The organism is Vibrio sp. RE88 (assembly GCF_013113835.1).
Classification (GTDB): domain Bacteria; phylum Pseudomonadota; class Gammaproteobacteria; order Enterobacterales; family Vibrionaceae; genus Vibrio.
In genome coordinates, this window is sequence record NZ_VTYQ01000003.1 from 21673 (window position 1) to 45812 (window position 24140).

A 24140-nucleotide genomic window follows, 5' to 3' on the forward strand; every position below is an offset into this window, starting at 1 on the left:
AATTATGTACAAGAAGATTCCCTATCAGAGCAGTGCCCAGATCTTACCGAGATTTCAAGCCTCTGATGAAGCAAAAGAAGTCATTGGCGAAGAGCTGCCCATTGACCAAGTAATTCAAAAGCTCCAGGAAGCTAAGCTGTATAACGATCTCATTCAGTTTCTCGCACATGCTCTCCCTGTCCGAGAAAGCATTTGGTGGGCATTGTGCTGTGTATCGAGCCGAAACGACATATGGACAGATACACAGAAGATGTCACTAGACACGGTCAAACAATGGGCTCAATCACCATCAGAAGAGCTTCGAAGACGCGCGGAATTGCTTGCCAATCGCTTGGAGCTAAATTGCGGCCCTTCCTGGTTAACTCAAGCTGTATTTTGGAATGGTTCAGGCAGCATCGTAGCACCAGACTTACCCGCTGTACTACCTGACCCGTTTTTGTACGCGAAAGCGGTTGGTGGCGCGATCAATCACGCTGCATCACTACCAGAATGGGATAAATCAGAACAGTATTACGAAAATGCCATTCAAGCAGCTTTAGACATCGCTTCTGGCGGCAATGGAGGCCTCAAATGACGTTACCCGCAGCTCGACTGACAGACATGCACGTCTGCCCTATGCAAACACCCGCTGTCCCACCGATCCCGCATGTGGGAGGGCCTATTACAGGCCCTGGTGCACCCACTGTTCTAGTTGGAAACATGCCCGCTGCCACACTTGGAGACATGTGTGTATGTGTCGGACCACCAGACTCCATTATTAAGGGAAGTGCTACCGTGCTCATCAATAGCAAACCAGCAGCCAGAATGGGAGATACAACAGCACACGGTGGAACCATCGTCTTAGGGATGCCAACCGTACTCATTGGCGGATAGAAGCAATATCTTAGAACTGGCGTAAATTTAGGTCAAAAGACATGTTCTGGACAATTAACGTCCAAGAAAAGTAAAAGATTTACCTATAAAACTGGCTTATTAAGTTGCAACACAATACCCGATAAATGGATGCTTTGAACGAAAAATGTCATTTTCTGGTCATAAATTACTCTAATTCATTTTTTGTAAACCACAGCAAAAACAAGGTATTGATAAAAATTATACGTCATCCGTCCAGTTTTCTAGAGACAGATCACTTTTCAAAGCAAATAATAAAAATGAACGAGCCTTTTCAAAAAATAAGCCTAGACTATGAAAGGTAAGTTTTTATTTATTAATACTAATTAACAACACAATTTATAAACCTTTTGGTGAAACACTAGCAACGGAAAATGTATGGTTGATATTGAAGCACTATTGGCACCTATCTCGGAAGAACACCCATCAGGTACATACCTGAAGTTAGATCGTAGTGCCTATCGTACTTTGAGAAACAACTACAACACGGCACAATCTTCTTTCCGTCAACTTATCGAAACACCAGATGCGTCTAGCGATGAAGCGCTAATCGAAGCCAACCAAAGTAACTGGGATTTGCTGCGTACCTCAACGTTTGAGGCGCTAACATCACAGACTAAAGATATCGAATTTTTAGGCTGGTACATTGCCAGTCAACCTTTCACCGCTTCACCGTATGAGAACCTAGCAAGTGCAACAAAAGTTCTAGCGGGTTTCATTGAGTCGTTTTGGGGAACTCTTAACCCCCATCCTCCAATTGAAAAGTTAAAAAGTAGCGACGAAGCTGGTCAGACAAAAGAGTTAATCGAATTTCGTTTAAAGCCTCTGCTGCAACTTGTTGGTGAAAGCCAAGACTCTACTGCGCTTTATATGCCGCTACAAATGATCGCTCTCATTGACGATGTGTCTTTTGGCGATTTTCTACGTGCCGAAAGAAGCGGCACGATGGCAGAATTGAAAGATAAAGCGCAATCACTGTTTTCTCTCGATGTAGAAGAGACGCTCGCAAAACTTTCGGAAAGTTATCAAAACTTTGATGCGGCTGAAAAACTGATTGCTAAAGAGTGTCAGGCTGCAGGCGTAGCTCCTGCCAGCTTTAAGTTCGTAAAAGCGAACTTAGCCGATTTGATCAATGCGATTCAGTATCTTGTGGGAGACAAGTTCGCTCGCTGGCCTTTAGACAGTGAGTTCAAACCTGTCACAGATGAGCCTCAACCAGAAGCAGCAGTTGCACCTCAAGCAGCTGCACCTGTCGAAGCATCAAATGCTGTACCTGCTTCTGCTGAAGCCACCAATGCAGATCCGGTAGCTCAAAATCAAGCACAGCAAACGCCTCAAGCTTCCGCTGTGCAGCAAGTTCCAGTGGCTGGTGTAATCACCAGCCGGGATCAAGCGTTTCATGAATTACGCAAGATTTCAGATTTTTTTCAGCAAACTGAACCACATAGCCCTATCCCATTTTTGCTAGAAAGAGCAATTCGATGGGGTTACATGAGCCTACCTGAACTGTTGAATGAAATGACAGGAGGTAACTCAGGGGTAATTGCTCATATCAATCAAGTATCTGGTATGGACAACCTATCTCAAGCTGACCTGAGCAATAAGCCATCGGCGTCCGCACAAACTTTATCCTCCGCATCTGGGCTCACTCAGACAGATGTTCACGTTCCGCCTCCGCCGGCTTCAGCTCCTTCAGAGCCAGTCACAACGAGCGAACAACATACTCAAACTGAAGCGAACACTACTCAACCTGAAAGTGGTATTAGTAACTTCGAGTGGTAAAAACACTAAATGCTAATTAGCGAAGGAGATCAACATGGCTTCTATTTTCATGAGAATTGATGGCACTACACCTAAAGGTGCAGCAACTGTAGAAAAGATCGGTGGTAAAGATGGCTTCTTTGCTATTGACACCGTGACTTGGAATGCTGTTCGTGGCGTGGGTATTGATGTAGGTAACGCAAACAACGCAGACCAAGGTATGGTTGCGCTTGGCGAAATCAACGTAACTCGTGGTTGTGACGGTGCAACTCCGCATCTAACAACTTTCCTTTACGCACCAGGTGGTGAAGGTAAAACAGTTGAGATCGTAATGACTAAACCTAACCGTGAAGGTTCTGGTGCAGATCCATACCTAATCGTAACTCTAAAAGCAGCTCGTATGTCTAGCTACAACATGGCTGGTTCTGACGGCACGCTACCAAACGAATCTTTCTCTCTAACCTACACTGAAATTTCGAAAGCTTACTACATCGAAGGTGAAGGCGGTAAGATCGAGAAAGGTCCTGAAGTTGGCTTCGACGCAACAACTGCGAAAGTTACTTCGACTGCTGCTTAATTAGTTAAGGAGAACCATTGTGGCACTTAATTCCCAACACAAACGTGTAAGTAAAAACCGCGTAAGTATTACTTACGATGTGGAAACTAATGGCGCTGTAGAAACCAAAGAACTCCCATTTGTGGTTGGGGTAATTGGTGACTACTCTGGTCATAAACAAGACAAGGAAGACGTTGAAGATCGTACGTTCTACAACGTTGACAAAGACAACTTTGACACCGTGATGAAACGCGTTGGCCCAGAGTTGTCTTTGAAAGTCGACAATGTACTTGCAGACGATGATAGTCAGTTTGAAGCTGCCTTGAAGTTCAACTCCATGAAAGACTTCGAACCTGAAGCTATCGTCGAGCAAGTAGAACCTCTTAAAAAGCTTGTTGAAACCCGTAACCAGCTAAAAGTGCTACTTTCAAAAGCAGATCGCTCTCGTGACCTTGAGAAGCTGCTAAAAGAAGTGCTCCAAAGTGCAGATACTATCAATGCATTATCGGAAGAGCTTGGTGTCAATAAGGAAGGAGGCGAAGAATGAGTACAGAAGCTGAAAATCAAACGCAAACCGAAGCTGCAGAAGGTTCGCTGAGTTTTCTAGACAGAGCAATTGAGGCCACCACTCAAACGCCTGCTGATACAACAAAAGAGCTGTTCTCAGTTCTGGCTGAACAAGCGCTTTCCGGTACAGTAACGTGGGATAAGAACGTTACTAAAACCATCGAGAATGCAATTTCAGAAATTGACAAAAAGCTGTCAAAGCAGCTTTCTGAAGTCATGCAACAAAAAGACCTTCAGAAACTGGAAGGTTCATGGCGCGGCTTGCAGAAGTTGGTGAAAGAAAGTGAATTAGGTCGTGATCTTAAAATCAAAATGGTTGATTTCTCTCAAGATGAGTTGCTAGACCAATTTGAAGACGCACCGGCCATTGACCGTAGCCCACTATTCAACGCAGTTTACCAAGGCGAATTTGGTACTGCGGGTGGTGAACCTTACGGTACATTCATTGGTGATTACGAATTCAGTGCGAAAGATGAAGATGTTGCCCTACTTCGCTATATGGGTGAAGTTGCAGCAGCGTGTCACGCACCATTTGTTGCGGCAGCGAATGCTCAAATGTTCGAATTCAACGACTTCACTACTTTTGATGAAGGCAAACCTGTTGCTGCTGGTTTTGATTCACCAGCATACGCAGCTTGGAATGCATTCCGTGAAAGTGATGACGCGCGTTATGTCACGCTAACTCTGCCAAGAACGCTAGCACGCCTACCATACGGTGCTAAAGGTCTTGGAACTGAGCTATTCGATTATGAAGAGCTTGATACGGATATGGATGGTAATCCAAATCCAGAAAATAATGATCAACTTGTCTGGTCAAACGCAGCTTACGATCTTGGTCTTAAAATGACTCAAGCTTACACTGCGTCAGGCTGGTGTACTTCTATTCGTGGTCTGGATAACGGTGGTAAAGTTGAAAACCTCCCTAACCTTACTTACAAAACAGAAGCTGGAGATCTCGTTCAACAGTGTCCAACAGAAGTTAACCTAACGGATGAGCGTGAAAAAGAGCTCAGTGATTTAGGTTTCCTACCTCTTGTTCACTATAAGAACTCAAACTACGGTGTATTCATTGGTGGTCAAACGACGCAAAAACCAAAGACATACACAGATCCAGACGCAACAGCTAACGCTTCTATCTCTGCACGTCTTCCATACATCATGGCGAGTAGCCGTATCGCTCATTACCTGAAAGTAATGGGACGTGACAAACTAGGTTCAAACCTTGAAGCTCCGGATATTCAACGTGAACTTCAACTTTGGATTGACCAATACACCAACGCTGGTGCGATTGGTAACGAGCAACGTGCTAAAACGCCACTTTGTGAGTCTAGAATTGAAGTAGTCGAGCAGCCAGGTCGCCCTGGTTCCTACTCGGCGGTTGCGCACCTTCGACCATGGCTACAACTGGAAGAACTGACAACCTCCGTACGTATGGTTGCTAAGATTCCAGGTTAATCATATTTAAGGCCGGAGAAATCCGGCCTTCCTTTCTTCTTGTTTACAATCTAAGGACAATATGAAATTGAATTTCGACGCAGATTGGCAACAGAAGTTTGCCGCTTTAGACAGCAAAAAAAGCGACTTTCTAAGAGACGCGCTCTTTTTACTGTCTGAAGTTAACTCAGATGCGTTGTCAAACAAACCATCACTCGTTAACTTTGTATCTTGCCTTGTTGCGAGGTTAGATGACATCCTATCAAAACAGCTAGATCAGATTATTCACGACAAGGACTTTGAACAGCTACATAGTAGTTGGTTAGGGCTGCAAGGCCTTGCTACCCTTCCAGTCAACAAACAGCGAACCAAACTTAAACTTCTCGATATGGATTGGGAAGAGGTCTCTGCCGACGTTAACCAAGCGTACAATATCAAAGCTTCAAACTTGTTTAACAAAATCGGTAACCAAGAACTCAATACCCTTGGTGGCCACCCATTTGGATGTATTGTTTACACGCACCCCATTGCCATCGATATGGACTTCGATGCTGACTATGACGACCTGTTTACGGTTGAAATGCTAAGCAAGTTAGGTGAGTCCACATTGTGCCCGATGATATTTTCCCCCGACGAAAGTTTCTTCGTTGACCCTGGAGCAGACTGGCTGTCCGACATTAATCGGATTGAAAAAATCATCACTGGCCCAGATTATCAAGCATGGCAGTCACTACGTGGCAAACCAAGCGCTCGATTTACTGGGTTTGTCATGCCTTCAATTCGTATGCGTCATTGCTATCGCAATACCAAAGCAGGGTTCATTTACAATGAAGTCGGAACCGGCCTATGGGGCAACGCAGGTTTTGCATTTGCGGCCACGATTATGCGTGAATACCATCGCGTAAACTGGTTCGGTTTTCTTAAGTCTCGTTGGAATGATAAATCCCAAGGCGCGATCGTCAATATTGACCAACATAACAGCCTGTTTTTGAGAGAACCTCAAACAAACGTCGTGCTGTTTGGCCAGATATCCACCTTTTACGCTCAAAATGGGTTCGTGCCACTTACCAAGAGTCCACTCAGTGACAAGTACTTTTTTAATGGAAACAACTCAATCTGGCAGAGTGGGACATCCGATAACGAAAAGATCCTGACACAAATTCAAACCAGTTTGATGTCTTGTCGTATCGCCCATTATTTGAAAGTTCAGGTTCGCGAGATGCTGGGTAGCTTCAACACAGCAGCCGAATGTGAACTCTTTTTAACTCAATGGGTAGAGAAATTCGCTAGTAACGTAACATATGCGAATGAAGAAACCCTCGCTAAATACCCTTTAAGCTTTGCCAAGATTAGCGTTTCAGAGTCTGAAAATCAGCCCGGTAGCTTTGTATGTACACTGAGAATTGTCCCTCAGTACCAGTACGATCACTTCACTGGTGAAGTCGTTCTCACCACAGAACTGGATGAGGCCGCGTAATGGGATTCTGGAAAACGTTTATAGACCCTCGCAGCTCAATCCAGAGCGAAGAGATTGATGATATTAAATACCATCTCACCAAACTCTTGGAGTCAGAATCTTCTCTTGTTGATATTGACGACCGCTTTACTGAACTCCAGCGCTCTAACCTTCGCTTTGGCATTGAAGATGTTCAGCTGCTCAGTGCAAGCTTGGACCAAACTCAATTGGCTCTAAGACTAGAAAGCTATATTCGACACTTCGAGCCTCGCTTAACACAAGTCATGGTTGAATTGCTTGAGCGAAAAGACAACGAGAATGCTTTGGTATTTAACATTATTGCAAAAGCGAAGACCTCGAAAGGAGAACAAGAGCTGGTTTTTGATTCAAAGATTTCTCTCAATGATTTAACTACAGTAATGACGGAGGATAGTTATGACTGATCCTTTAATGCGTTACTTCGAGCAAGAGCTTACTTTTGTCAGGCGTGCATTAGGTCAATTTGGCCAACAACACTCGGAACATGCTGAGCGACTAAATATTCATCAGGGGCAAATCGAAGACCCCAGTCTCGCTCGCTTATTGGATGGCGTTGCGCTCCTCAATGCAACGGTAGAGAAGCAGTTATCAGAACAGTTACCAGAAGTCGTCGAAGGCCTATTAGGTGTTCTCTACCCGAGTTATATTCAGACGATTCCGAGTGTGGCGTACCTACAATTAGCGCAAGAAGAAGATGTGCCGGAGTCCGTTTTAATACCTAAAGGCTCACACTTTACTTCCGAAGCAAAAGGACGATTGTGTCAGTTTACGACTGTCGACGACCTGAAAACTGCTCCTTTTACATTGACCGATACGACAGCCTCTAGCGCGCCGTTTAAATTCAATCGTCCCGCTGGTACCGAGCAGTCTACGGCGGTGATACAACTGTCGTTTTCCACTGGGGATCCAGATACTCATTTTTCTCAGCTTGGCCATCAAGACCTAGATCTATTTGTTCAGGGTTTCGAAAATAATGCCGACTCTCTGGTAGAACTTCTGTTGGGGCAAACCAAAGCGATTTCGATATCAGATGCCAGTTGCGAGAAGCACGTTGTCTTACTAGCAGAAAAACTTAAAAGCCGGATAAGCGACCTGAACTTCTTATTCCTTCCTCAAAAAGGAAACCAATTTTCGGGCTTTCAACTTATTAGCGAATTTTTCTTCTTCAAAGAAAAGCGCCAGTTTTTCCGTCTGAAAGATTTTGGACAGGCAATAAAGCAGTTTGAGTGCTCCGAAATCAAATTGAACCTGTTCATGAATTCCATTCCTACGGAATTCATGCGCTTATTCGATAATCAAGTATTTAAGCTGGATATTATTCCAGCGATTAACTTGTTTGAACAAACAGGTGAACCAACAAATTATGACCAGCGCTCTCTGACTATTCCTGTCAATGCAGATGCTCACAGCGAAAGTGACATTGAAGTCGTCGAAGTCAAAGAAGTCTTTGAGATCACCCCTCAAGGTGAAAAACCTCTGGTTCCACTATTCCGAGATAGCTATAAATCCAACCCAAACGCCGATTATTGGCAGAGTTCAAGAGATATTAATGGTCAATTCCAACTCGCTATCAGTCTAAAGCCAAACCATGACTTAGAGTTCAACAAACTCTACGGGACACACTTGCTTTGTACCAATGGAAAACAAGCATGTGGTATTAATGGAGAAATGGAGTGCCTGGAAAGTATTGACCTTCCTGGCGTATTTCGCGCTATTTACCCACCTACGGCTCCGATTGAGAGAGAACAGAACCTCAATCTTCACTGGCAGTTTGTCGGCTTATTGAATGGTAACTTCTCTTCGCTATTGCATGCGGATAATCCGACGGAAAAGCTGAAGCAAATGCTACAGTTATGCAGCCGAGAGCAAGTCTCCGCAGAAGAAATACAAACGATTCACAACGTATCCATCAAATCTCAGGTTTCAGCTATTCGAATCATGGGTAAAAACGTATTTTCTCCAGGTACAGAGATTGAACTCACACTCGATACTCAGGGAGGCTTTCTAGTCTTTAGCGATGTTCTAAATCGTTTCTTCCAACAGTTTTGCAGTTTCGACCGCTACATCCAACTGTCTATTAAAATATACGGGCGAGACGGTGTCGCAAAACGCTACCCTAAAATCCATGGGAGTCAGCTAGCAATGTAGTTGCTAGCAGGAAAGCGCTTATGTCATTCATTAACGACCTAACCCAGCACCCACAGCAATACGACTTCGCTCAAGCGATGAGATTGTTAACGCATTGGATTAATCAAACTCCGGACCGAGTTAAGCTTGTGCTCAAAGCAGAAGCTATGCCAACAGGTGATGCCAGCGAAATTCAGTACTTCTCTCTGAAGAACAACCGGCTCAAGTTGAGATTGGCAAAACAAGCCTTATCAGGTGTAAAAGGGGTTATCCCTAACTACATATATGAAGAGCTGTTAGCGGCTTTACATAACGATGACCATGCTTTGAAAGACTTTCTTGATGTCTTCAATCAGCGATATTTCGAAATTGTCAGCCAACTGGAAACAGGCTCCTGGCTCGTTGTACAAAATGAGCTCTACCCTGCAAAGACTGCGCTGTTAAACCACATCGCGACATTAAAAAAGAATCATGGCAAATATTTCCAGTATTCGATGTTGTTGAGTCAGGGGCAACGTAACTTAAGTACATTGAGCCAAATGCTAAATGACTACTTCCCTTTCGCAATTAAAGTTTCCACTAAAACGCATGAAAGACGCCAATTGCCTTCCGATTCTCTAACTCGATTGGGACAGAAAGAACATTTCAACAGCCGAGTAGGTCAAGGCTTTTTGATTGGCAAAACCTGTCTGACACATTTTAGTCATCTAATTGTCTCCATCACCCCGAAAACGGAAAACGAGTTGATAGCGATTCAATCAGACCCGATGTTGGCGAGCCATATGAAAGAACTCATCCAACATTACTTAAAGGACAACACCCCGACTTCCGTTTACCTAAATGTGAAGCGGGAGTACCTAAATCGACCACGACTATCAAGCAATAAATATAACGCGGCGAAATTGGGCGAAGTTGATTGCCTTGCGCCGGAAAGGAAACCTCAACAAATCGTAAGTATTCTTCTGAAGTAATCTGACTTCAGGACCAAACAAAGAGTTAGGTATTAAAGACGTATTGATGCCTCTTGAGATACAAGGAAAACGGTATGACGCAAGTTACACTAACAAATTTAGTCGCTAAGCTGTCACCAGAGCTGAAACAAGCACTTGAAGTTTCAGCTGGTGCCGCAATGAATCAAAATGTGCCTTCTATAGAGACAGAACACTGGTTGCTGCAGCTTCTTTCTCAGCAAGATAAGCATCTAAATAGCCTGATTCAATCACAGAACTTATCCCAAGATAACTTGGTCAACGAGTTATCTTCAAAAATCGCTCGTTTTCCTAAAGGTAATGAAGGCCAACCGACGTTAAGTCAGGCGCTTACCGAAATCGTCAAAGATGCTTGGATGATTGCCTCTGTCAACTATGGCCATGGCGAAGTGATCAGTCTTCACCTAATTCAAGCTATGCTGCAACAAAACGTGCTGGGCATGAATACGCTTCAGCTAGAAAGCTTGCAAAGTGTCTCACTGGAATCTCTTCAAGGGCTTATCAATAAAACGGCCGTTGCAAGAGCAAAAACGGGCGCTGCTGCCGCAGATGGCACTGGAGGAGCCCCTGTCGGCAATGACGCATTAAGCAAGTACACAACAAACCTGACACAGCAAGCGTTGGACGGCAATATTGACCCTATCTCAGGTCGAAATTCCGAAGTACGTAAGGCAATCGACATTCTATGTAGAAAACGCCAAAACAACCCAATCATGGTTGGTGAGCCTGGTGTAGGTAAAACGGCCGTCGTTGAAGGCTTAGCTCTGCGTATCGCAGCCAATGAAGTTCCTGGCGCTCTGCAAGGCGTACAGATCCATTCACTTGACCTTGGCTTACTTCAAGCAGGCGCAAGCGTCAAAGGTGAGTTTGAAAACCGTCTAAAAGATGTCATTAATGAAGTTAAAAACAGCGAGCAGCCAATTATCGTCTTCATTGATGAAGCTCACACCTTGATTGGCGCAGGTGGTGCCGCTGGTCAAAATGATGCAGCTAACCTTCTCAAGCCTGCTTTGGCACGTGGTGAGTTTAAAACCATCGCAGCGACCACTTGGGCAGAATACAAAAAATACTTCGAAAAAGACCCAGCTCTGACACGACGCTTCCAGGTTGTATCAATTGAAGAGCCAAACGCTGAAGATGCCAAGCAAATGTTGCGTGGTATCGCAGCATCACTTCAAAAACACCATGGTGCCTTCATTGCAGAATCGGCGATTGATGCTGCTGTACATTTATCGATTCGTTACCTTCCAAGTCGCCAACTGCCTGATAAAGCGATCAGCTTGCTTGATACTGCCAGCGCTCGAATCGCTTTAACACAAGGTGCTAAGCCAGAAGTGATTGAGGCGCTTGAACAAACTATTCGCTACCAGCAAAACGAAAAGGCAGCGCTGGAAAAAGAAAACGCTCTGTTTGGTATTGCAGAAGATGAAATTGCAGAACTGGCTACCGAAATTTCTGAAAACGAGAAAAAGCTGACAGACTATCAAGCTCGTTGGAAGCAGGAAGTTGATTTTGTTGATCAGATCAAAGCGCTCCAACAGGAAATCAGCGATGAGCAGGCTGAAGAGTCAGTAGATAAAGCTAAGCAAGACAAACTCAATGAGCTTATCGATCAACTTGGCGAACTGCAGGGTGAAGAGCCTCTAGTTAATGCAATGGTTGATGACAACACCATTGCTCAAGTCATAGCTAACTGGACTGGTATTCCTGTCGGCAACATGATGAGTGACGAAATTGCCCGCCTTCTTTCATTGGAAGAAGAATTGGATAAGCGTGTGATTGGCCAAAATGTTGCAAAGCAAGAGCTTGCCAAAGCAATCCGTATCTCACGTGCAGGGTTAACTGACAGCCGTAAGCCGATTGGCGTGTTCCTAATGTGTGGTCCAAGTGGTGTAGGTAAAACTGAAACCGCGATGGCCCTTGCGGAGCAGCTGTACGGAGGTAGCAACGATCTGACGGTGATCAATATGACTGAGTTCAAGGAGGAGCATAAGATTTCTATGTTACTTGGCTCTCCTGCTGGTTACGTTGGTTTCGGTGAAGGTGGCGTGTTAACAGAAGCAATTCGTCGCAACCCATACTCCGTGTTGCTTTTGGATGAGATGGAAAAAGCGCATCCAGGTGTTCATGACTTGTTCTATCAGATTTTCGATAAGGGCCACATTAAAGACAGTGAAGGTCGAACAGTAGATTTCAAAAACACCATCATCATTATGACGTCAAATGCGGCGGATCAAGCCATCTGTGATGTCTGTGCCGACAACAGCGAACGCTTAAGCAATGAAGAGTTGCTTGAAGCTATTCGCCCAGATCTCCAGCATTACTTTAAGCCAGCGTTTTTGGGTCGTACAACAATCGTACCTTACTACCCACTAAATGATGAAGAGTTAGCTAAAATCACAGAGATATCTCTCAACCGCATTAAGAAAAAGCTGGCAGAGCAATATCAAGCATCGTTCACATGGGATGAAGGTTTTGTTGACTACGTAGTGGGTAAAAACACTGATCCAACTACAGGTGGTCGTGCTGTTGAACAGATCATCAACCGTTCATTGATGCCAAAATTGGCGGAGGAATGTATCAGTAGATTGAGTTTGCAACAGCCAATCACTCAAGTATCTGTTACAGCCGCAAACAGCGAGGAAGGGTTCGAACTTACCATTCAGTAAGTTCGGATAAAACAGCAGGATGGATACCGCATATATGGATAAAACTAAGCGATTTATATCTTTGCGAGCCAAGCTTATCTTGGCTATCGTAGCTGTCCTGCTGTTTTCAAACGGCCTGAACACAACGCTTAACTATCTCAACTTCGACAAACGCCTGACACAAACAAGCGATTCAACGTATCAGGTCGTTTTAGATGAAACAGACAACGACATTCGCCAAGCAATGAGCTTGGGTTTACCTTTGTCATCAATTTCCAATATTCAATCACTCATTGAGAGACGCTCTGAGTTGGTTGATGGCATCAGCAAAATTCAAGTAGTAAACAGTGCAGATGAGGTCCTGTTTACGACTGGGGTCGCTAAATTCGATACCGACCGTCTACTCACCACCGATATCGTCAATACTTTTGATGTCAAAGAGGGTGAACTTAGGCTCTATTACTCACCACTTTATCTCGACCAAATTAAACAAGATCTGCTGTCACAGCAAATAATGGACACCTTTCTATGGGTGATGGTCGCTGCAGTCATTGGTTACTTGGCATTAAACTCCCTGCTCGACTTTCTGCTTAAGAAAGTCAAATCCGCCACAAGTGCAATCAATACTCAAGGGCTACCGGACAGTGAACTTTTGGCCGCTGCAAAAACACATATTATTGCAGACCGCAGTGGTTCAAAGTGGGACAAGATTCGAGCCCGATACTTCCCACTTTTGATTATTCTGTTAGCGATCGTTCTGACAGTCACATCAAATTTGGGGAGCTCTTATCAGTCGTTAAGCAAATTCTCCGTCGTTTACGAAAATCAACTTGAGCAAAAGTCGAATCTGATTGGCGACACTCTTTCTCACATGATTGGTCGCTTAATTGATGAAGGTGTTCCGCTAGATCGTCTAGCAGGTTTAGAGGAAGAGTTTTCCGCTTACATTGAGCATCATCCTGAATTGTTATCTATACGTCTCGAACGCGATGCCGCTGCTATTTATCAGCACCCTAAGTTCTTTCCAGACTATGTAGAAGCCAGTGAGCTTTCTATCCCAATCGATGATACGGGCATTATCAAGCTACAGATGATGGCGGATACCAACATCATTCCACAGATGATCAAAGACAGTATTATGGACATGATCACTGTCTTAGTTGCCTCTGGATTGTTTGTCATTGAAATCATTTTGTTTATTTGCAATTTCATGATCATCAAGCCATGGAAGCAAATAAAGCAACTGATCGCCATGGGTGACCATAAACAAGTACCCTACTTGGTTCATGTTCAATCCAATGACGAGTTCGGAACATTAATTGGAAAACTCAATGATTTGGTAAAAGGCTCTTTTGCCAATAAGGAATTGCCAACTCGAAATATTCAGGACTATCGCTTTGTTCGACTTCCTCTATTTATCCTGATCTTTTCAGAGGCCGCATCTCTTGCCTTCTTCCCTAATTTTGTTGCCAGCCTACCAAGCACTCACAACCTAATTCCGGCTGACCTTGTCACCAGTTTGCCGATTTCTCTCTTCATGTTGTGCTGGGCAATTTCCCTACCATTTGCTGGCTACTGGTCAGATAAAGTTGGGCGTAGAAAGTCGTTGATAGCTGGGGGGTTACTAACTTCTGTAGGCTTGGTTGCAACTGCATTAAGCCCTAATTTAGAGCTCCTACTCATTGCCCGAGCCGTTACCGCCGTTGGTTATGGTATCGTGTTTATCTCTGCTCAGGGTTATGTCACCGACACTACAAATTCTCATAATAGAACCAAAGGTATGTCGACGTTCTTGTCTGCGTTTTTCTCTGGCTCCTTATGTGGTGCGGCAATCGGAGGCGTTTTAGCTGACAAACTGGGTTATTCAGTGACATTCTTGCTTGCAGCAGCACTTGCAATTGTAGGCGTTATGCTGGTTATTAGCTTCTTTGACCGCGGTGAAGCCAATAGTGAAAGCAAGCCAGTAAGACTCTCCGACTTTAAAATTCTGTTGAGCAACAAATATTTCGCACTCATCACTTTCTTCAGTGCTATTCCAGCAAAAGTCGTTCTTACAGGTTTTCTCTACTACATCTGCCCTGTTTATTTGCAGTCGCTTGGCGAAAGCAGTGCCGTATCTGGCCGAGTAATGATGACCTATGGCCTAGCAATCATTATCATTTCACCGCTGGCTGCCATGTTAGTAGACAAATGGAACAACAAAATCGCCTTTATATTTATCGGCGGTATCTTGTCTGCGGGGGCATTGATTAATATTATGATGCTTCCCGGCACACTTGGGTTGTTATTAATCGTGATACTTGTTGGTATTGCGCATGGTATTTGTGTTTCGCCTCAGGTTCCCCTTATTATCGAACTCTTGTCTGATTCTGGCTTGGATAAAGGAAAAACCATTGGCATATTCAGGCTGACTGAACGAATCGGTAATATCGCCGGCCCTCTAGTGGCAGGGCTCGCGTTAAGTGTTTTAGGGTTTCAAGACACCATAATGTTGTTCGGTGTGGCGCTTCTTATTAGTTCAATCGTCTTACTAAGCTTCTATAGCTTATTTGTTCGTCGCGATAAAAACCAAATGGAGGTGGTTAAATGAGAGTTCTACTTTTATGTATCCTAGCTATCCTGCCGTTTTTATCTTCAGCAGAAACATCGGAACCAGAAAAACACGTTGTCATGGTGTTGTGGCGAGGTGTTACCGATGCAGAACGCGGATTTATGGATTACTTGTCCAATAAAATGAAAGTGCGCTATACCGTGCTTGATGCAAAGCGTGACAAAGAAGCACTGAAACAACACTTAGCAAGTGTCGAAGAAAGAAATCCTGATTTGATCTATACCTTTGGCACAACCATCACTTTGAACCTATTGGGTACAGAACACAATCCAAGCCGATTTAGAGAGCAAAGTAATACACCAGTTGTATTTAGTATTGTTACCGACCCTGTCGGTTCTAAAATCGTTGACTCTCTTGATGAAAGTGGTCGCAACTTCACAGGCGTAAGCCATATTGTTCCACACAATGTTCAGTTCAATGCGATTAGTCAATTGAGCGGAATAAAGACAATTGGGATCATTTTTAATCCGCTAGAAAACAATGCAGTTGTGACAGCTCGCAGCATACAAACACTTTCAGCCAAGTATAAAAAGGACGTATATCTTTATCCACTGAGAACATTAAATGACAAACCAGACTCTAGCTCTGTCGGAAAAGTTGTTGACCTAATGATTGAGGATGGCGTTCAGCTAGCTTACCTGCCACCGGATTCCTATATCATCAGTCAAGGGCAAGATATTGTAGACAGCTTGCATCGACAAGGTATCGCAACGTTTTCAGCCACTGAGTCACCTATACGCAAGCATGACGCTCTATTTGGTATTGTAAGTCGCTACTACAACGTGGGCCAATTTGCCGGTCACAAAGCAGAGCAAATATTAAGTGGTAAGTATGAGCCGAGTGACGTTCCAATCGAGCCTCTGACTCAGTATTCATACATAGTCAATGTTGGCGCTGCAAGAACACTAGACTATTATCCACCTGTTTCTATTTTAAAAATTTCCGAGCTTATTGGAGGAAATGAATGGTCAGAATGATGCCGTATTTTACTTTCTGCCTAACTATTTTGATTGGCTTATTCACCGTAGCCAATGCATCAGCACAATCAACATTTGGGCCTGCCCGTCTGCATTTGACGACTCAAGACTGGCCGCCCTATCAAGACTACAAGCATGGGCAGATGCAAGGTCTCGCTTTAGACAAGGTAAAATGCGCACTTAGCCATATGGGTCAACCGTATCAGATAACCATGACGGTCTGGTCGGATGCCCAGCTCAGAGTTCAAAGTGGCACTCAACATGGCTTCTTTGTTGCGACACAAACGGCAGAGCGAGACGAATACGCGACGTTGTCGGAACCTATCGCTCAGCAAGAGCTTCGTTGGTACTTTGGCCCTGGTGTCGAGCCTAAGATGGACGAGCTAACCAAAGTTAACCTCAAATTTTCTGCAAAATTTGGGTCCAACAAGTGGTTTTGGCTAAAGCGCAACGGATTCAACGTAGTCAAACAGCCGCGAGATGCTAAAGTATTACTAAAGCTTTTAAAACAAAGGGAAATTGACGTAGCACTGGAAGATGAAAAAGTGTTCAGCGGAGAGCTAAAAGAGGCATCTTTGCCACATGACTTTTTCCAGTCTCAATTGATGGACACCAAACCGATGGGGGTCTATTTCTCAAAACGATTCCTTAAGAAGTACTCTGGGTTTTTATCTGCATTCAATGCAGCGATTTTAAAGTGTGAGGGATAACAAGTGACAATTAGTATTCATTTGATTTCTGTACCCTCTGATGAAGTCGTTACTTCTAGGGTTGTGTACTTACCTAAAACAGGTGGTGAGTTTGGACGGGCGACTTCTTGTGACATCTCTTTACCCGACCAAAGTAAACGTATCTCAAGAGTACACGGCAGTATTCGCCTTGCTGATAGCGGGTATTGTGTAAAGAGCACAGGTCAAAATAGCGCCGTGCTCAACGATAAAACGATGGCAAAGGAAAAAGAATACCCTCTCAATGACGGTGATATTCTCAAGGTCGAAAACTACACCATGTTGGTGTCAACATTGGTCACGTCAGAGCAATCACCAGCAGAGGAAAAAGACGACGATTTGTTTTCAGAACCTTTTTCACTCCAACTTGAGAATGATGAAATCGACTTTTTGGAGGAAGATAAAGCTCCCGTGGAAAGTAAAAAAAGTAACCATTTCTCCCAAGACAACATTCTAAGTGATGACCCCTTTGCTGCGGATCCATTCGAAGACTTAGACGCAGATACCATTGCGAAACACGTTGAAGTAGACGACATAAATGCGAAAGTAGTCCAAGATCCGGAAGATTCCGAGTTTCTACCAGTGCATCCAAAAGCGGATACTCCGATTGAATCCTCTCTCGAAAAACTGCTTTCGATGACGGAGAAAAACCAAAAGTATTTAAGAAACCCAACGTTACATCACGAAGCATTGTTTGATGCCCTTGAAAAAACCGTTGATCAGTTTCTTAACGAATTTGCACCCACCCAGTTAGAAAGGCAGTTTAGCGACTATATTTCTGGGGGCGTGTTCAGCAGTAAAGAAAAGAAATACTGGAAAATCTATCGTAAACACTTTCAGCACCGACAAGAAAATGGAGATTTCCGACGCCAGTTTAAAGCCCTCTTTATGGAAAACATGCAAAAGCAAAGAGAGGAAAATTGATGGCTAAGTGGTGTTTTGTTTTGGCACTGTTTCTGGTGGGTTGCTCATCCGATCCAGCGCCTGTTGTTACACAATACTCGTTAGCAATTAAGTCGGACAAATCGGCTAACCCTTCAGAGTCTAACGACTCTAACCCTGTGGTTGTACGCCTTTACCAGCTGACTGATGCACAAATGTTTAAACAACAGCCTTTTATCGATCTGTACAGCAATGACGTACAGTTACTTAGCGCCAACTTGGTTTCTAAGCAAATTTTGCCAGTGATCATTCCTGGGAGCGAGGAGAAAATAACGCTAGATATCAATAAGCAGACACAATACGTTGCTGTTTTGGTGGAGTTTATTGACTATCAGCAAAGTGAGCCAAAGTCGGTTTCAATGCTACCTAAAAATTCAGATGAATATTTGCAACTTAGCATTTCAGGTGACAAAGCTAAGCTCGAAGTTATCACGCCAGATTCTCCCTGGTGGAAATTATTTTAATCATAAAATAGGGAAAGTACGTGGACGCATTCAAAAAAGTAGTATGGCAAGAAGGTATGTTCATTGCCCCACAACATTTTCAGCAGCAGGATCGATATGTCCAAAATTACGTTCGTCAAAATATCGAGACCTTAGCAGGATTTGCTCCCTTTTATGGTGTGACTGAATTAACCATCAATCACGATCTGCTTAAAATTGGTAAGCTCTCGGTTGCTTCATCAGCGGGTGTCTTCCCTGATGGTACTCACTTTGAATTGAAAGAAGAGGTTGCCAGAGATATTCCTCAAGGAACAATAGAAACCATTGCTTATCTCGCTCTACCAATATCTTTGCAAGGCAACAATGACTATGGCAGTGATGAATCAGAGCAAAGCCGATATGTCACGCAGTCCATCAGTGTATTCGACACATCAACATCAGAAAATGCGAGTGTCGAGATAGATGTTGCCCAGCTGAACATTTCTATCAAGCTAGAGGGTGAAGATACGTCCGGTTTCACCTTGATTCCTATTTCTAAAATTCTGGAGAGCAGCGAATCCGGAGATGTGGTACTGGATCGCGCATTTATTCCTGCCTGCCTTCATTATGGCGCTTCGACGTTATTGGTCGAACGCATGAAAGAGATCCACGCCCTTTCTTTCAACAGAGCAACAAACTTGCTCAAGCGAATTCAAGCAGGCCAAGGGCAGAAGAGCCCTCAGTCCATGATGCAAGATTATCTTTGGCTACAGACTTTGAACACGTGGCTCCCGTGGTTTGATCTCACCATCAATAATCCCAAATTCCAGACACATGATTTGTACCTCGAACTACGAAAATTTGAAGCTCAGGTAATGGCTCTAACCCCGGCAATTCCGGAGCCATGCAGCAATCTTCAATACCACAGGCTGTATGACAGCTTTAATCCTTTGTTTTCAAGTTTGAGGAATATGCTTACCTTGGTCCAACAGGACTCAGTTATCGAGTTCAACTGGGATTCCTCTTTGTTCGAACGTCGTCGTTTGTTACGTACACTTATTAAGGACACGGCCAGCGTCTCTAATCGCCGATTCGTACTTGCCGTTAAATCGAATATCAGTAGTGCTGAACTTAATGAGCTGTTCCCGGTTTCAGCCAAACTAGGTAACAACGCGCGCATTGTTGAGCTAGTGAGAAACAGCTTATCCGGTATAGCGCTCTCCCCGCTGCCTGTTGCGCCAAGTGAATTAAAGCCAATGCAAGGGGTTTCCTACTTCGAAGTGGATACCTCCGATAGAATGTGGCTTGAGATGCTCGAAAACCGTGATGCTATTGCACTTCATGTAGATACACGCATTAGCGAATTAGAAGTCATGTTGTACGCGTTGAGATAATGCCTATGGACTACTTAGACGAAGAAACACTGGTTTGGGACACAAATAAGTCTGACTTTACCGACAAGAACAGCGATGAAAACACATCTCGCTGGGTGTCAGTTAATGCCAGTAAAAACCATCATGAATTTCTGAATTATTTCGATAAAGCAGAGAACCAGTTAATTAATATCAGCAGTGAGTTACTTTCAACAACATTAAAAGTATCAACACTGCCAGAGCCAGAAGATGTCACAACACTTCGCCACCAGCTTGTAAGCAATATCAATGAAATCAAAGCTAAAGGCGCAGAGCTAACCTACCCTGTAGCGGTAATTGATAAACTCTGCTTCCTATATGCCGTGGTTTTAGATGAGTTAATTATCTACAGCGAATGGGGAGAGAAACGCGGCTGGGAGAATAAGACCCTGCTCAGCGAATTGTTCGGTATGCGAAATGGTGGTGAGTTGTTTTTCACCGTTGCAGAGAAAGCAACACGACAGCCTCATAAATTGATCGATTTGCTTGAGGTCATATACATATTCCTCAACATCGGCTTCAAAGGGCAATATAGAGAATCGGGCAGTGAGCAGTTAAAGAGCTTCATCCATCAGTTAGAGCAGGTCATCAGCCAATACCGCCAAAGTAACAGCATTCACTGTCGAACTCGGGTTAAGCAACCGAAAGCACGCAAGCCAACTCGAAGAAAACGCTACCTGCTGACTACACTGTTTTTCAGTACTCTGATTGCACTAAGTATTGGCCTGACTCACTTCTGGTACGAGAAAACAATGCCCCAGCGCGCACGAGACTTTAGTTTCTTACCCGACTTTAGTGAGCGTTACGTCTTGTCTGGTGAAGTAAACGATATTGTCTTCATTAGCAACGATGATGATTTGGTAAATCCACCACAACGAGCTAGCAAAGTAGAGATGGTTGATGCAACCCCACCGCCTTCAATGCTGACTAGCAAGTCAGAATGGTTGGTGCAATTGGCAACTTTCTCTTCGCAGAAAAATGCGGATGCATTTATAGGTACTTTGTCACCTTCCGCTTATACACCAGCTGTAGAACAGTTTCACTCCTTTTACCGCGTCATTGTACGCAGTGAGTCCTCTCAGCAAGCCAGAGAGATTAAAGCTTGGTATTTAGAGAAAGACGCAATTAAAGCCATCATTGTGCAAAACAAAAAAACAATAAAAGACACTAAGAAAACTTCAGAGGCTCCTTAGGAATGGCAGAATCAACTTCATCTAAACCTACAAATAACAGACGAAGCAGCATACTTTGGACTCTGCTGTTTGTGGTCATTATCTTTGTTATAGGTGGCCTTCTGACTTGGAAGTATGCCTACCCAGCACATACTTTAGTTGGTGTACTATCGACACTGCTGGTCGCTGTCGTTTTCGGCACATTATGCTATTGGTTACTCTCTCGTCGAAAGAACAAGCCGCAAGCATCTAATCAAGAAAAAGCGCTGATCAACAAACGCTGTAAACTACTTGCGCAGCACTTTAAGCTGATGCTATACGTGCAAAAGCGAAAAAAACGCCTCAGCAGCCGTTATGATCAACCGACTTATATCCTACTCAGCGACGATCCTCGTAAAGATAAGAGCATCATCACTCAAATGGGTTATGAAGCTTACAAAGTGGACGATTTTGGCAACGATATCGAGTTCCCAATTCTATTTTGGCTAAGTGAACACTCGATACTTATTTCGGTGAGCTTGGGAGAGGACCAAAATCCTGCTTACATCAAAACGCTCTGCCAAAGTCTAAATAAATGGCGTCCACGTCAGGCAATAAATGGCCTTCTATTAACAACGGATGTTAAAGATCTCCTAAGTACTACAGAAACCCTAACGCAAAAAGCGGATCAGATAAAATCTGAGATTCAGGGATTCAATCGTGCATTTGGCCTTAACCTGCCGGTGTACAATGTCATTACTCAAATGGGCCAAATTAACGATTTTTGTCAGTTTTTCTCTGCTTTTGATGAAACAAAACGGAACGAAGTATTTGGTGCCACGTCGCCGATTCAAAAACATGGCGGAATTGATGGTGACTGGTTTAATGAAGAATACGACAGCCTCATTAGCCAGCTGATCGCGAATATGAGTACAGCGCTAGCATCGCAGCTGAATCAGGATTACCGCAATGCCATCTGCGCCGCTCCATACCAATTCGGTTTATTGAAACAAAGTTTGTGGCAATTCCTTCACCGTTTGTATCGCGGTGATCAGCTACAAGACGGGCTTAACTTCCGCGGATTTTATTTCACTCATAGCGGCACAAACCAAGCTCAACACGATGTCTTGGCCAACGTCGTCAACCAATCCCTTGGGCACGAGCAATTTCAACAACACCAACAAATCCCAGTGCAGCAAACCCTGTTCGCCCAGCACCTGATGACTCACGCTGTACTCAATGAGCATGAACTCGTTGGCGTCAATCGTCGCAAAGAAAACTTACTACTGACGATGCAAACCGCCTATACCCTATTCTGGCTAGGATTGTTTGCAAGCGTGCTACTGGTCATAAAATTGGATTTTGACTACCAAAGCCAACGTGAAGCACGTGCCGATAGCATGCTAGAACGCTACAAGGAAGCGATAGCTGCTCAGCCGTATGACATTGAAAACATGTCAGATAACATCCCGAACCTGTATTCTCTAAACCGGATTTACTCTCTGTATCTTGAGCCAAAACCTTGGTACACCCTGCCGTTCATGCCAAGCTCAAGCATCATGAGAGATGTTCAGACAGCCTACTTCAGTGAACTGCAGCGCGTACTGATTCCGTCAATGGAAAATACGTTAGAGAAAGATCTATTTGTTTATGTGAACTTGGAAGACCAAGCGAAGACGTTGTCGTTACTGAACAACTATCGCCTGCTGTTCAACCCCGAACGAACCAACATTACTGAACTGAAGAATTACTTTGTCACAACATTAGAAGAACAAGGCGAAGCAGACAGCGTCAACGTTGCTCAACTTAGGGTCTTGCTGGACGACGTTTTTGCTCAGGATTTAGTTCCTATCAAGCCTAATTTTGACTTGGAGAGCTTAGCCAAAAAGGTCATTAACCAAACTGGTATTGAGACCCTTTTGTATGAGCATATTCTGAATTCACCAACCTACTCGAAGCGCATTGATGTTCGTCAGGAACTTGGGACCAACTTTAATCAGTTGTTGTCTTTCACTCCTGATTACGTGGGTTACCTAGTTCCTTACCTATTTACACCGTCGGGCTTCAACGAACTTGATTTGTCCGTTGATTCTCCAGTACTAAAAGACGCGCTGAAGGCCTACGAAGGGGTGGCCGGCACCTCGCCAAGTGCACTAGAAATGTATCGTATCAGCCGCGATCTCAAGCAGATGTATCAAGGCGATTACATTAATTACTGGCGAGATTTTGCAACCCATATCCAGGTTAAAAACCTTTCAAACGCTGACGAGCTAAAACAAACTCTAGCGGTACTAACAACCGCTTCTAACAACCCACTGGCTCAGTTGTACACGACCATCAGCAAATACACATCGGTTGAACTCATTCAGCCCGAAACGGCGAAGGAAGGTGAGCAACCACCTGAACAGGATATCGATAAGAAAGAGTCTGCACGACAAATCTTTATCGCGTTCAGCCAATACCACAAACAAGTCACCGCTGATGACCAAGGTAATAAGCCAATTGATGCGTTACTAGGTCGATTTACAGAGGCAGAGACATGGTTAGGTAAATTCTATGAGGCGGAAGATCCACAAAAAGTGGCCTATCAGGCGCTAACCGCTGAAATAAAAACCAGTAATCCAATTACACTTTTGGCACAACAAGAAGCTTCTCAACCAAGCATCTCGCGTCAGATATTAGCTCAGATTACCAAGCAAACTAATGATCTTGTGATGAGCTTGGCACATGCCTATCTGAACAGCACATGGAAAACAGAGGTCTATCAGCCTTACGAAACAACGATTGCGGCGTACTATCCGTTTAACAAAACGGCAAGCCTAGATGCGAGCACAGCTGATGTTGCAGCCTTCTTTAAAGTTAACGGTACCTTAGACCAGTTCTACCAAACAAAGCTGAAGAGTTTCTCCACCGAAGAACGCTCACCATACTTGTATGGCTTGTTACCGAATACGGGGCTAGCGTTAGACCCAGCAGTGTGGCAAATGATAGACAAAGCTCGTGACATTCGAAATGCCCTATTCTTAGCAGATCCACAAAACATGTCATTGCAGTTCCAGCTTAAAGCCAAAGAGATGAGTTCAGATGTCACTGAGTTTATTATCCGTGGAGAGAAACCATTGTTTACTTATCAACACGGCCCGCGCCTATGGAGTAAGCAAAGTTGGAACGCAACCGCAATTGAGCAAGATACTTTGGGTTTCCAGATAAAGGCGCAAGCTAGCTCTATTGCTAATGAGAAATTCGAAGGCAACTGGGCTTGGTTTAAACTGATTGAACCAAGGGTTGCATCAACGACCTCTCAACAAACCGAAGTAGCCATTAAGTATGGTGATAGTCAGGTTGAATTGAGTATCAAAACGCAGGGACAAAACAACCCATTTGTGCCGAATTTCTTCTCGGCTTTCTCATTACCATCGAGTATCTAAA

19 protein-coding genes are annotated in these 24140 nt (G+C 44.0%); all 19 read left to right on the forward strand.

The annotated features are described in order from the left end of the window. Position 1: 1 nt before the first annotated feature. The 19 genes from F0265_RS06015 (at position 2) to tssM (ending at position 24139) form a co-directional block, all read left to right on the forward strand. Positions 2-574 carry a hypothetical protein gene (locus F0265_RS06015; protein WP_171748740.1) on the forward strand — a complete coding sequence of 191 codons (573 nt, stop codon included), beginning with the start codon at positions 2-4 and terminating at the stop codon, positions 572-574. Then, complete coding sequence (locus F0265_RS06020) at positions 571-873, forward strand: PAAR domain-containing protein (protein ID WP_019278072.1); 303 nt, start codon at positions 571-573, stop codon at positions 871-873. Before F0265_RS06015 ends, F0265_RS06020 begins: the two co-directional genes overlap by 4 nt. A gap of 396 nt (positions 874-1269) precedes the next feature. Next, the gene (locus F0265_RS06025; protein WP_171748207.1) at positions 1270-2673 is read left to right on the forward strand and encodes a type VI secretion system ImpA family N-terminal domain-containing protein; all 1404 of its coding nucleotides are present in this window, start codon (positions 1270-1272) and stop codon (positions 2671-2673) included. Between the two features lie 34 nt (positions 2674-2707). After that, the gene (locus F0265_RS06030; RefSeq protein ID WP_006962090.1) at positions 2708-3229 is read left to right on the forward strand and encodes a type VI secretion system tube protein Hcp; all 522 of its coding nucleotides are present in this window, start codon (positions 2708-2710) and stop codon (positions 3227-3229) included. A 19-nt stretch (positions 3230-3248) separates the two neighbouring features. Next, positions 3249-3755 (forward strand): type VI secretion system contractile sheath small subunit, encoded by a 507-nt coding sequence (gene tssB, locus F0265_RS06035; protein WP_006962089.1) that lies wholly within the window; start codon positions 3249-3251, stop codon positions 3753-3755. Further along, complete coding sequence (tssC, locus tag F0265_RS06040) at positions 3752-5230, forward strand: type VI secretion system contractile sheath large subunit (RefSeq protein WP_171748208.1); 1479 nt, start codon at positions 3752-3754, stop codon at positions 5228-5230. The genes tssB and tssC overlap by 4 nt, the downstream gene beginning before the upstream one ends. 61 nt (positions 5231-5291) lie before the next feature. Continuing rightward, a complete protein-coding gene (locus F0265_RS06045) occupies positions 5292-6686 on the forward strand; it encodes a type VI secretion system contractile sheath large subunit (protein ID WP_171748209.1) in 1395 nt (464 codons plus the stop codon). Next, a complete protein-coding gene (tssE, locus tag F0265_RS06050; protein WP_171748210.1) occupies positions 6686-7108 on the forward strand; it encodes a type VI secretion system baseplate subunit TssE in 423 nt (140 codons plus the stop codon). Before F0265_RS06045 ends, tssE begins: the two co-directional genes overlap by 1 nt. After that, entirely contained in the window at positions 7101-8852 is a 1752-nt protein-coding gene (gene tssF / locus F0265_RS06055) for a type VI secretion system baseplate subunit TssF (RefSeq protein ID WP_171748211.1), read from the forward strand. Before tssE ends, tssF begins: the two co-directional genes overlap by 8 nt. Positions 8853-8872: 20 nt before the next feature. Continuing rightward, positions 8873-9802: a type VI secretion system baseplate subunit TssG gene (locus F0265_RS06060; RefSeq protein WP_171748212.1), complete on the forward strand. Its 930-nt coding sequence runs from the start codon at positions 8873-8875 to the stop codon at positions 9800-9802. A 74-nt stretch (positions 9803-9876) separates the two neighbouring features. Further along, the gene (gene tssH, locus F0265_RS06065) at positions 9877-12489 is read left to right on the forward strand and encodes a type VI secretion system ATPase TssH (RefSeq protein ID WP_171748213.1); all 2613 of its coding nucleotides are present in this window, start codon (positions 9877-9879) and stop codon (positions 12487-12489) included. A 34-nt stretch (positions 12490-12523) separates the two neighbouring features. Continuing rightward, positions 12524-15058, forward strand: a complete 2535-nt coding sequence (locus F0265_RS06070; RefSeq protein WP_253809357.1) for an MFS transporter — start codon at positions 12524-12526, stop codon at positions 15056-15058. Further along, complete coding sequence (locus F0265_RS06075; RefSeq protein ID WP_171748215.1) at positions 15055-16056, forward strand: ABC transporter substrate-binding protein; 1002 nt, start codon at positions 15055-15057, stop codon at positions 16054-16056. Before F0265_RS06070 ends, F0265_RS06075 begins: the two co-directional genes overlap by 4 nt. Continuing rightward, positions 16053-16766, forward strand: coding sequence for a transporter substrate-binding domain-containing protein (locus F0265_RS06080; RefSeq protein ID WP_038158866.1), 714 nt, complete (start codon positions 16053-16055; stop codon positions 16764-16766). Before F0265_RS06075 ends, F0265_RS06080 begins: the two co-directional genes overlap by 4 nt. Before the next feature lie 3 nt (positions 16767-16769). Then, positions 16770-17708: a type VI secretion system-associated FHA domain protein gene (locus F0265_RS06085; RefSeq protein WP_171748216.1), complete on the forward strand. Its 939-nt coding sequence runs from the start codon at positions 16770-16772 to the stop codon at positions 17706-17708. Then, complete coding sequence (tssJ, locus tag F0265_RS06090) at positions 17708-18190, forward strand: type VI secretion system lipoprotein TssJ (protein ID WP_171748217.1); 483 nt, start codon at positions 17708-17710, stop codon at positions 18188-18190. Before F0265_RS06085 ends, tssJ begins: the two co-directional genes overlap by 1 nt. A 20-nt stretch (positions 18191-18210) precedes the next feature. Then, a complete protein-coding gene (tssK, locus tag F0265_RS06095; RefSeq protein ID WP_171748218.1) occupies positions 18211-19542 on the forward strand; it encodes a type VI secretion system baseplate subunit TssK in 1332 nt (443 codons plus the stop codon). 5 nt (positions 19543-19547) lie between these two features. Continuing rightward, complete coding sequence (icmH, locus tag F0265_RS06100) at positions 19548-20753, forward strand: type IVB secretion system protein IcmH/DotU (protein WP_065741701.1); 1206 nt, start codon at positions 19548-19550, stop codon at positions 20751-20753. 2 nt (positions 20754-20755) lie between these two features. Further along, entirely contained in the window at positions 20756-24139 is a 3384-nt protein-coding gene (gene tssM / locus F0265_RS06105; protein ID WP_171748219.1) for a type VI secretion system membrane subunit TssM, read from the forward strand. The last annotated feature ends 1 nt before the right edge of the window (position 24140 follow it).

Excerpts from the sequence above, each read along its gene's own strand:
- F0265_RS06020 (WP_019278072.1), top strand. The coding sequence starts at position 571 with ATGACGTTACCCGCAGCTCGACTGACAGACATGCACGTCTGCCCTATG.
- F0265_RS06025 (WP_171748207.1), top strand. The coding sequence starts at position 1,270 with ATGGTTGATATTGAAGCACTATTGGCACCTATCTCGGAAGAACACCCA.
- F0265_RS06030 (WP_006962090.1), top strand. The coding sequence starts at position 2,708 with ATGGCTTCTATTTTCATGAGAATTGATGGCACTACACCTAAAGGTGCA.
- tssC (WP_171748208.1), top strand. The coding sequence starts at position 3,752 with ATGAGTACAGAAGCTGAAAATCAAACGCAAACCGAAGCTGCAGAAGGT.
- F0265_RS06045 (WP_171748209.1), top strand. The coding sequence starts at position 5,292 with ATGAAATTGAATTTCGACGCAGATTGGCAACAGAAGTTTGCCGCTTTA.
- tssE (WP_171748210.1), top strand. The coding sequence starts at position 6,686 with ATGGGATTCTGGAAAACGTTTATAGACCCTCGCAGCTCAATCCAGAGC.
- tssF (WP_171748211.1), top strand. The coding sequence starts at position 7,101 with ATGACTGATCCTTTAATGCGTTACTTCGAGCAAGAGCTTACTTTTGTC.
- F0265_RS06060 (WP_171748212.1), top strand. The coding sequence starts at position 8,873 with ATGTCATTCATTAACGACCTAACCCAGCACCCACAGCAATACGACTTC.
- tssH (WP_171748213.1), top strand. The coding sequence starts at position 9,877 with ATGACGCAAGTTACACTAACAAATTTAGTCGCTAAGCTGTCACCAGAG.
- F0265_RS06070 (WP_253809357.1), top strand. The coding sequence starts at position 12,524 with ATGGATAAAACTAAGCGATTTATATCTTTGCGAGCCAAGCTTATCTTG.
- F0265_RS06075 (WP_171748215.1), top strand. The coding sequence starts at position 15,055 with ATGAGAGTTCTACTTTTATGTATCCTAGCTATCCTGCCGTTTTTATCT.
- F0265_RS06080 (WP_038158866.1), top strand. The coding sequence starts at position 16,053 with ATGATGCCGTATTTTACTTTCTGCCTAACTATTTTGATTGGCTTATTC.
- tssJ (WP_171748217.1), top strand. The coding sequence starts at position 17,708 with ATGGCTAAGTGGTGTTTTGTTTTGGCACTGTTTCTGGTGGGTTGCTCA.
- icmH (WP_065741701.1), top strand. The coding sequence starts at position 19,548 with ATGGACTACTTAGACGAAGAAACACTGGTTTGGGACACAAATAAGTCT.
- tssM (WP_171748219.1), top strand. The coding sequence starts at position 20,756 with ATGGCAGAATCAACTTCATCTAAACCTACAAATAACAGACGAAGCAGC.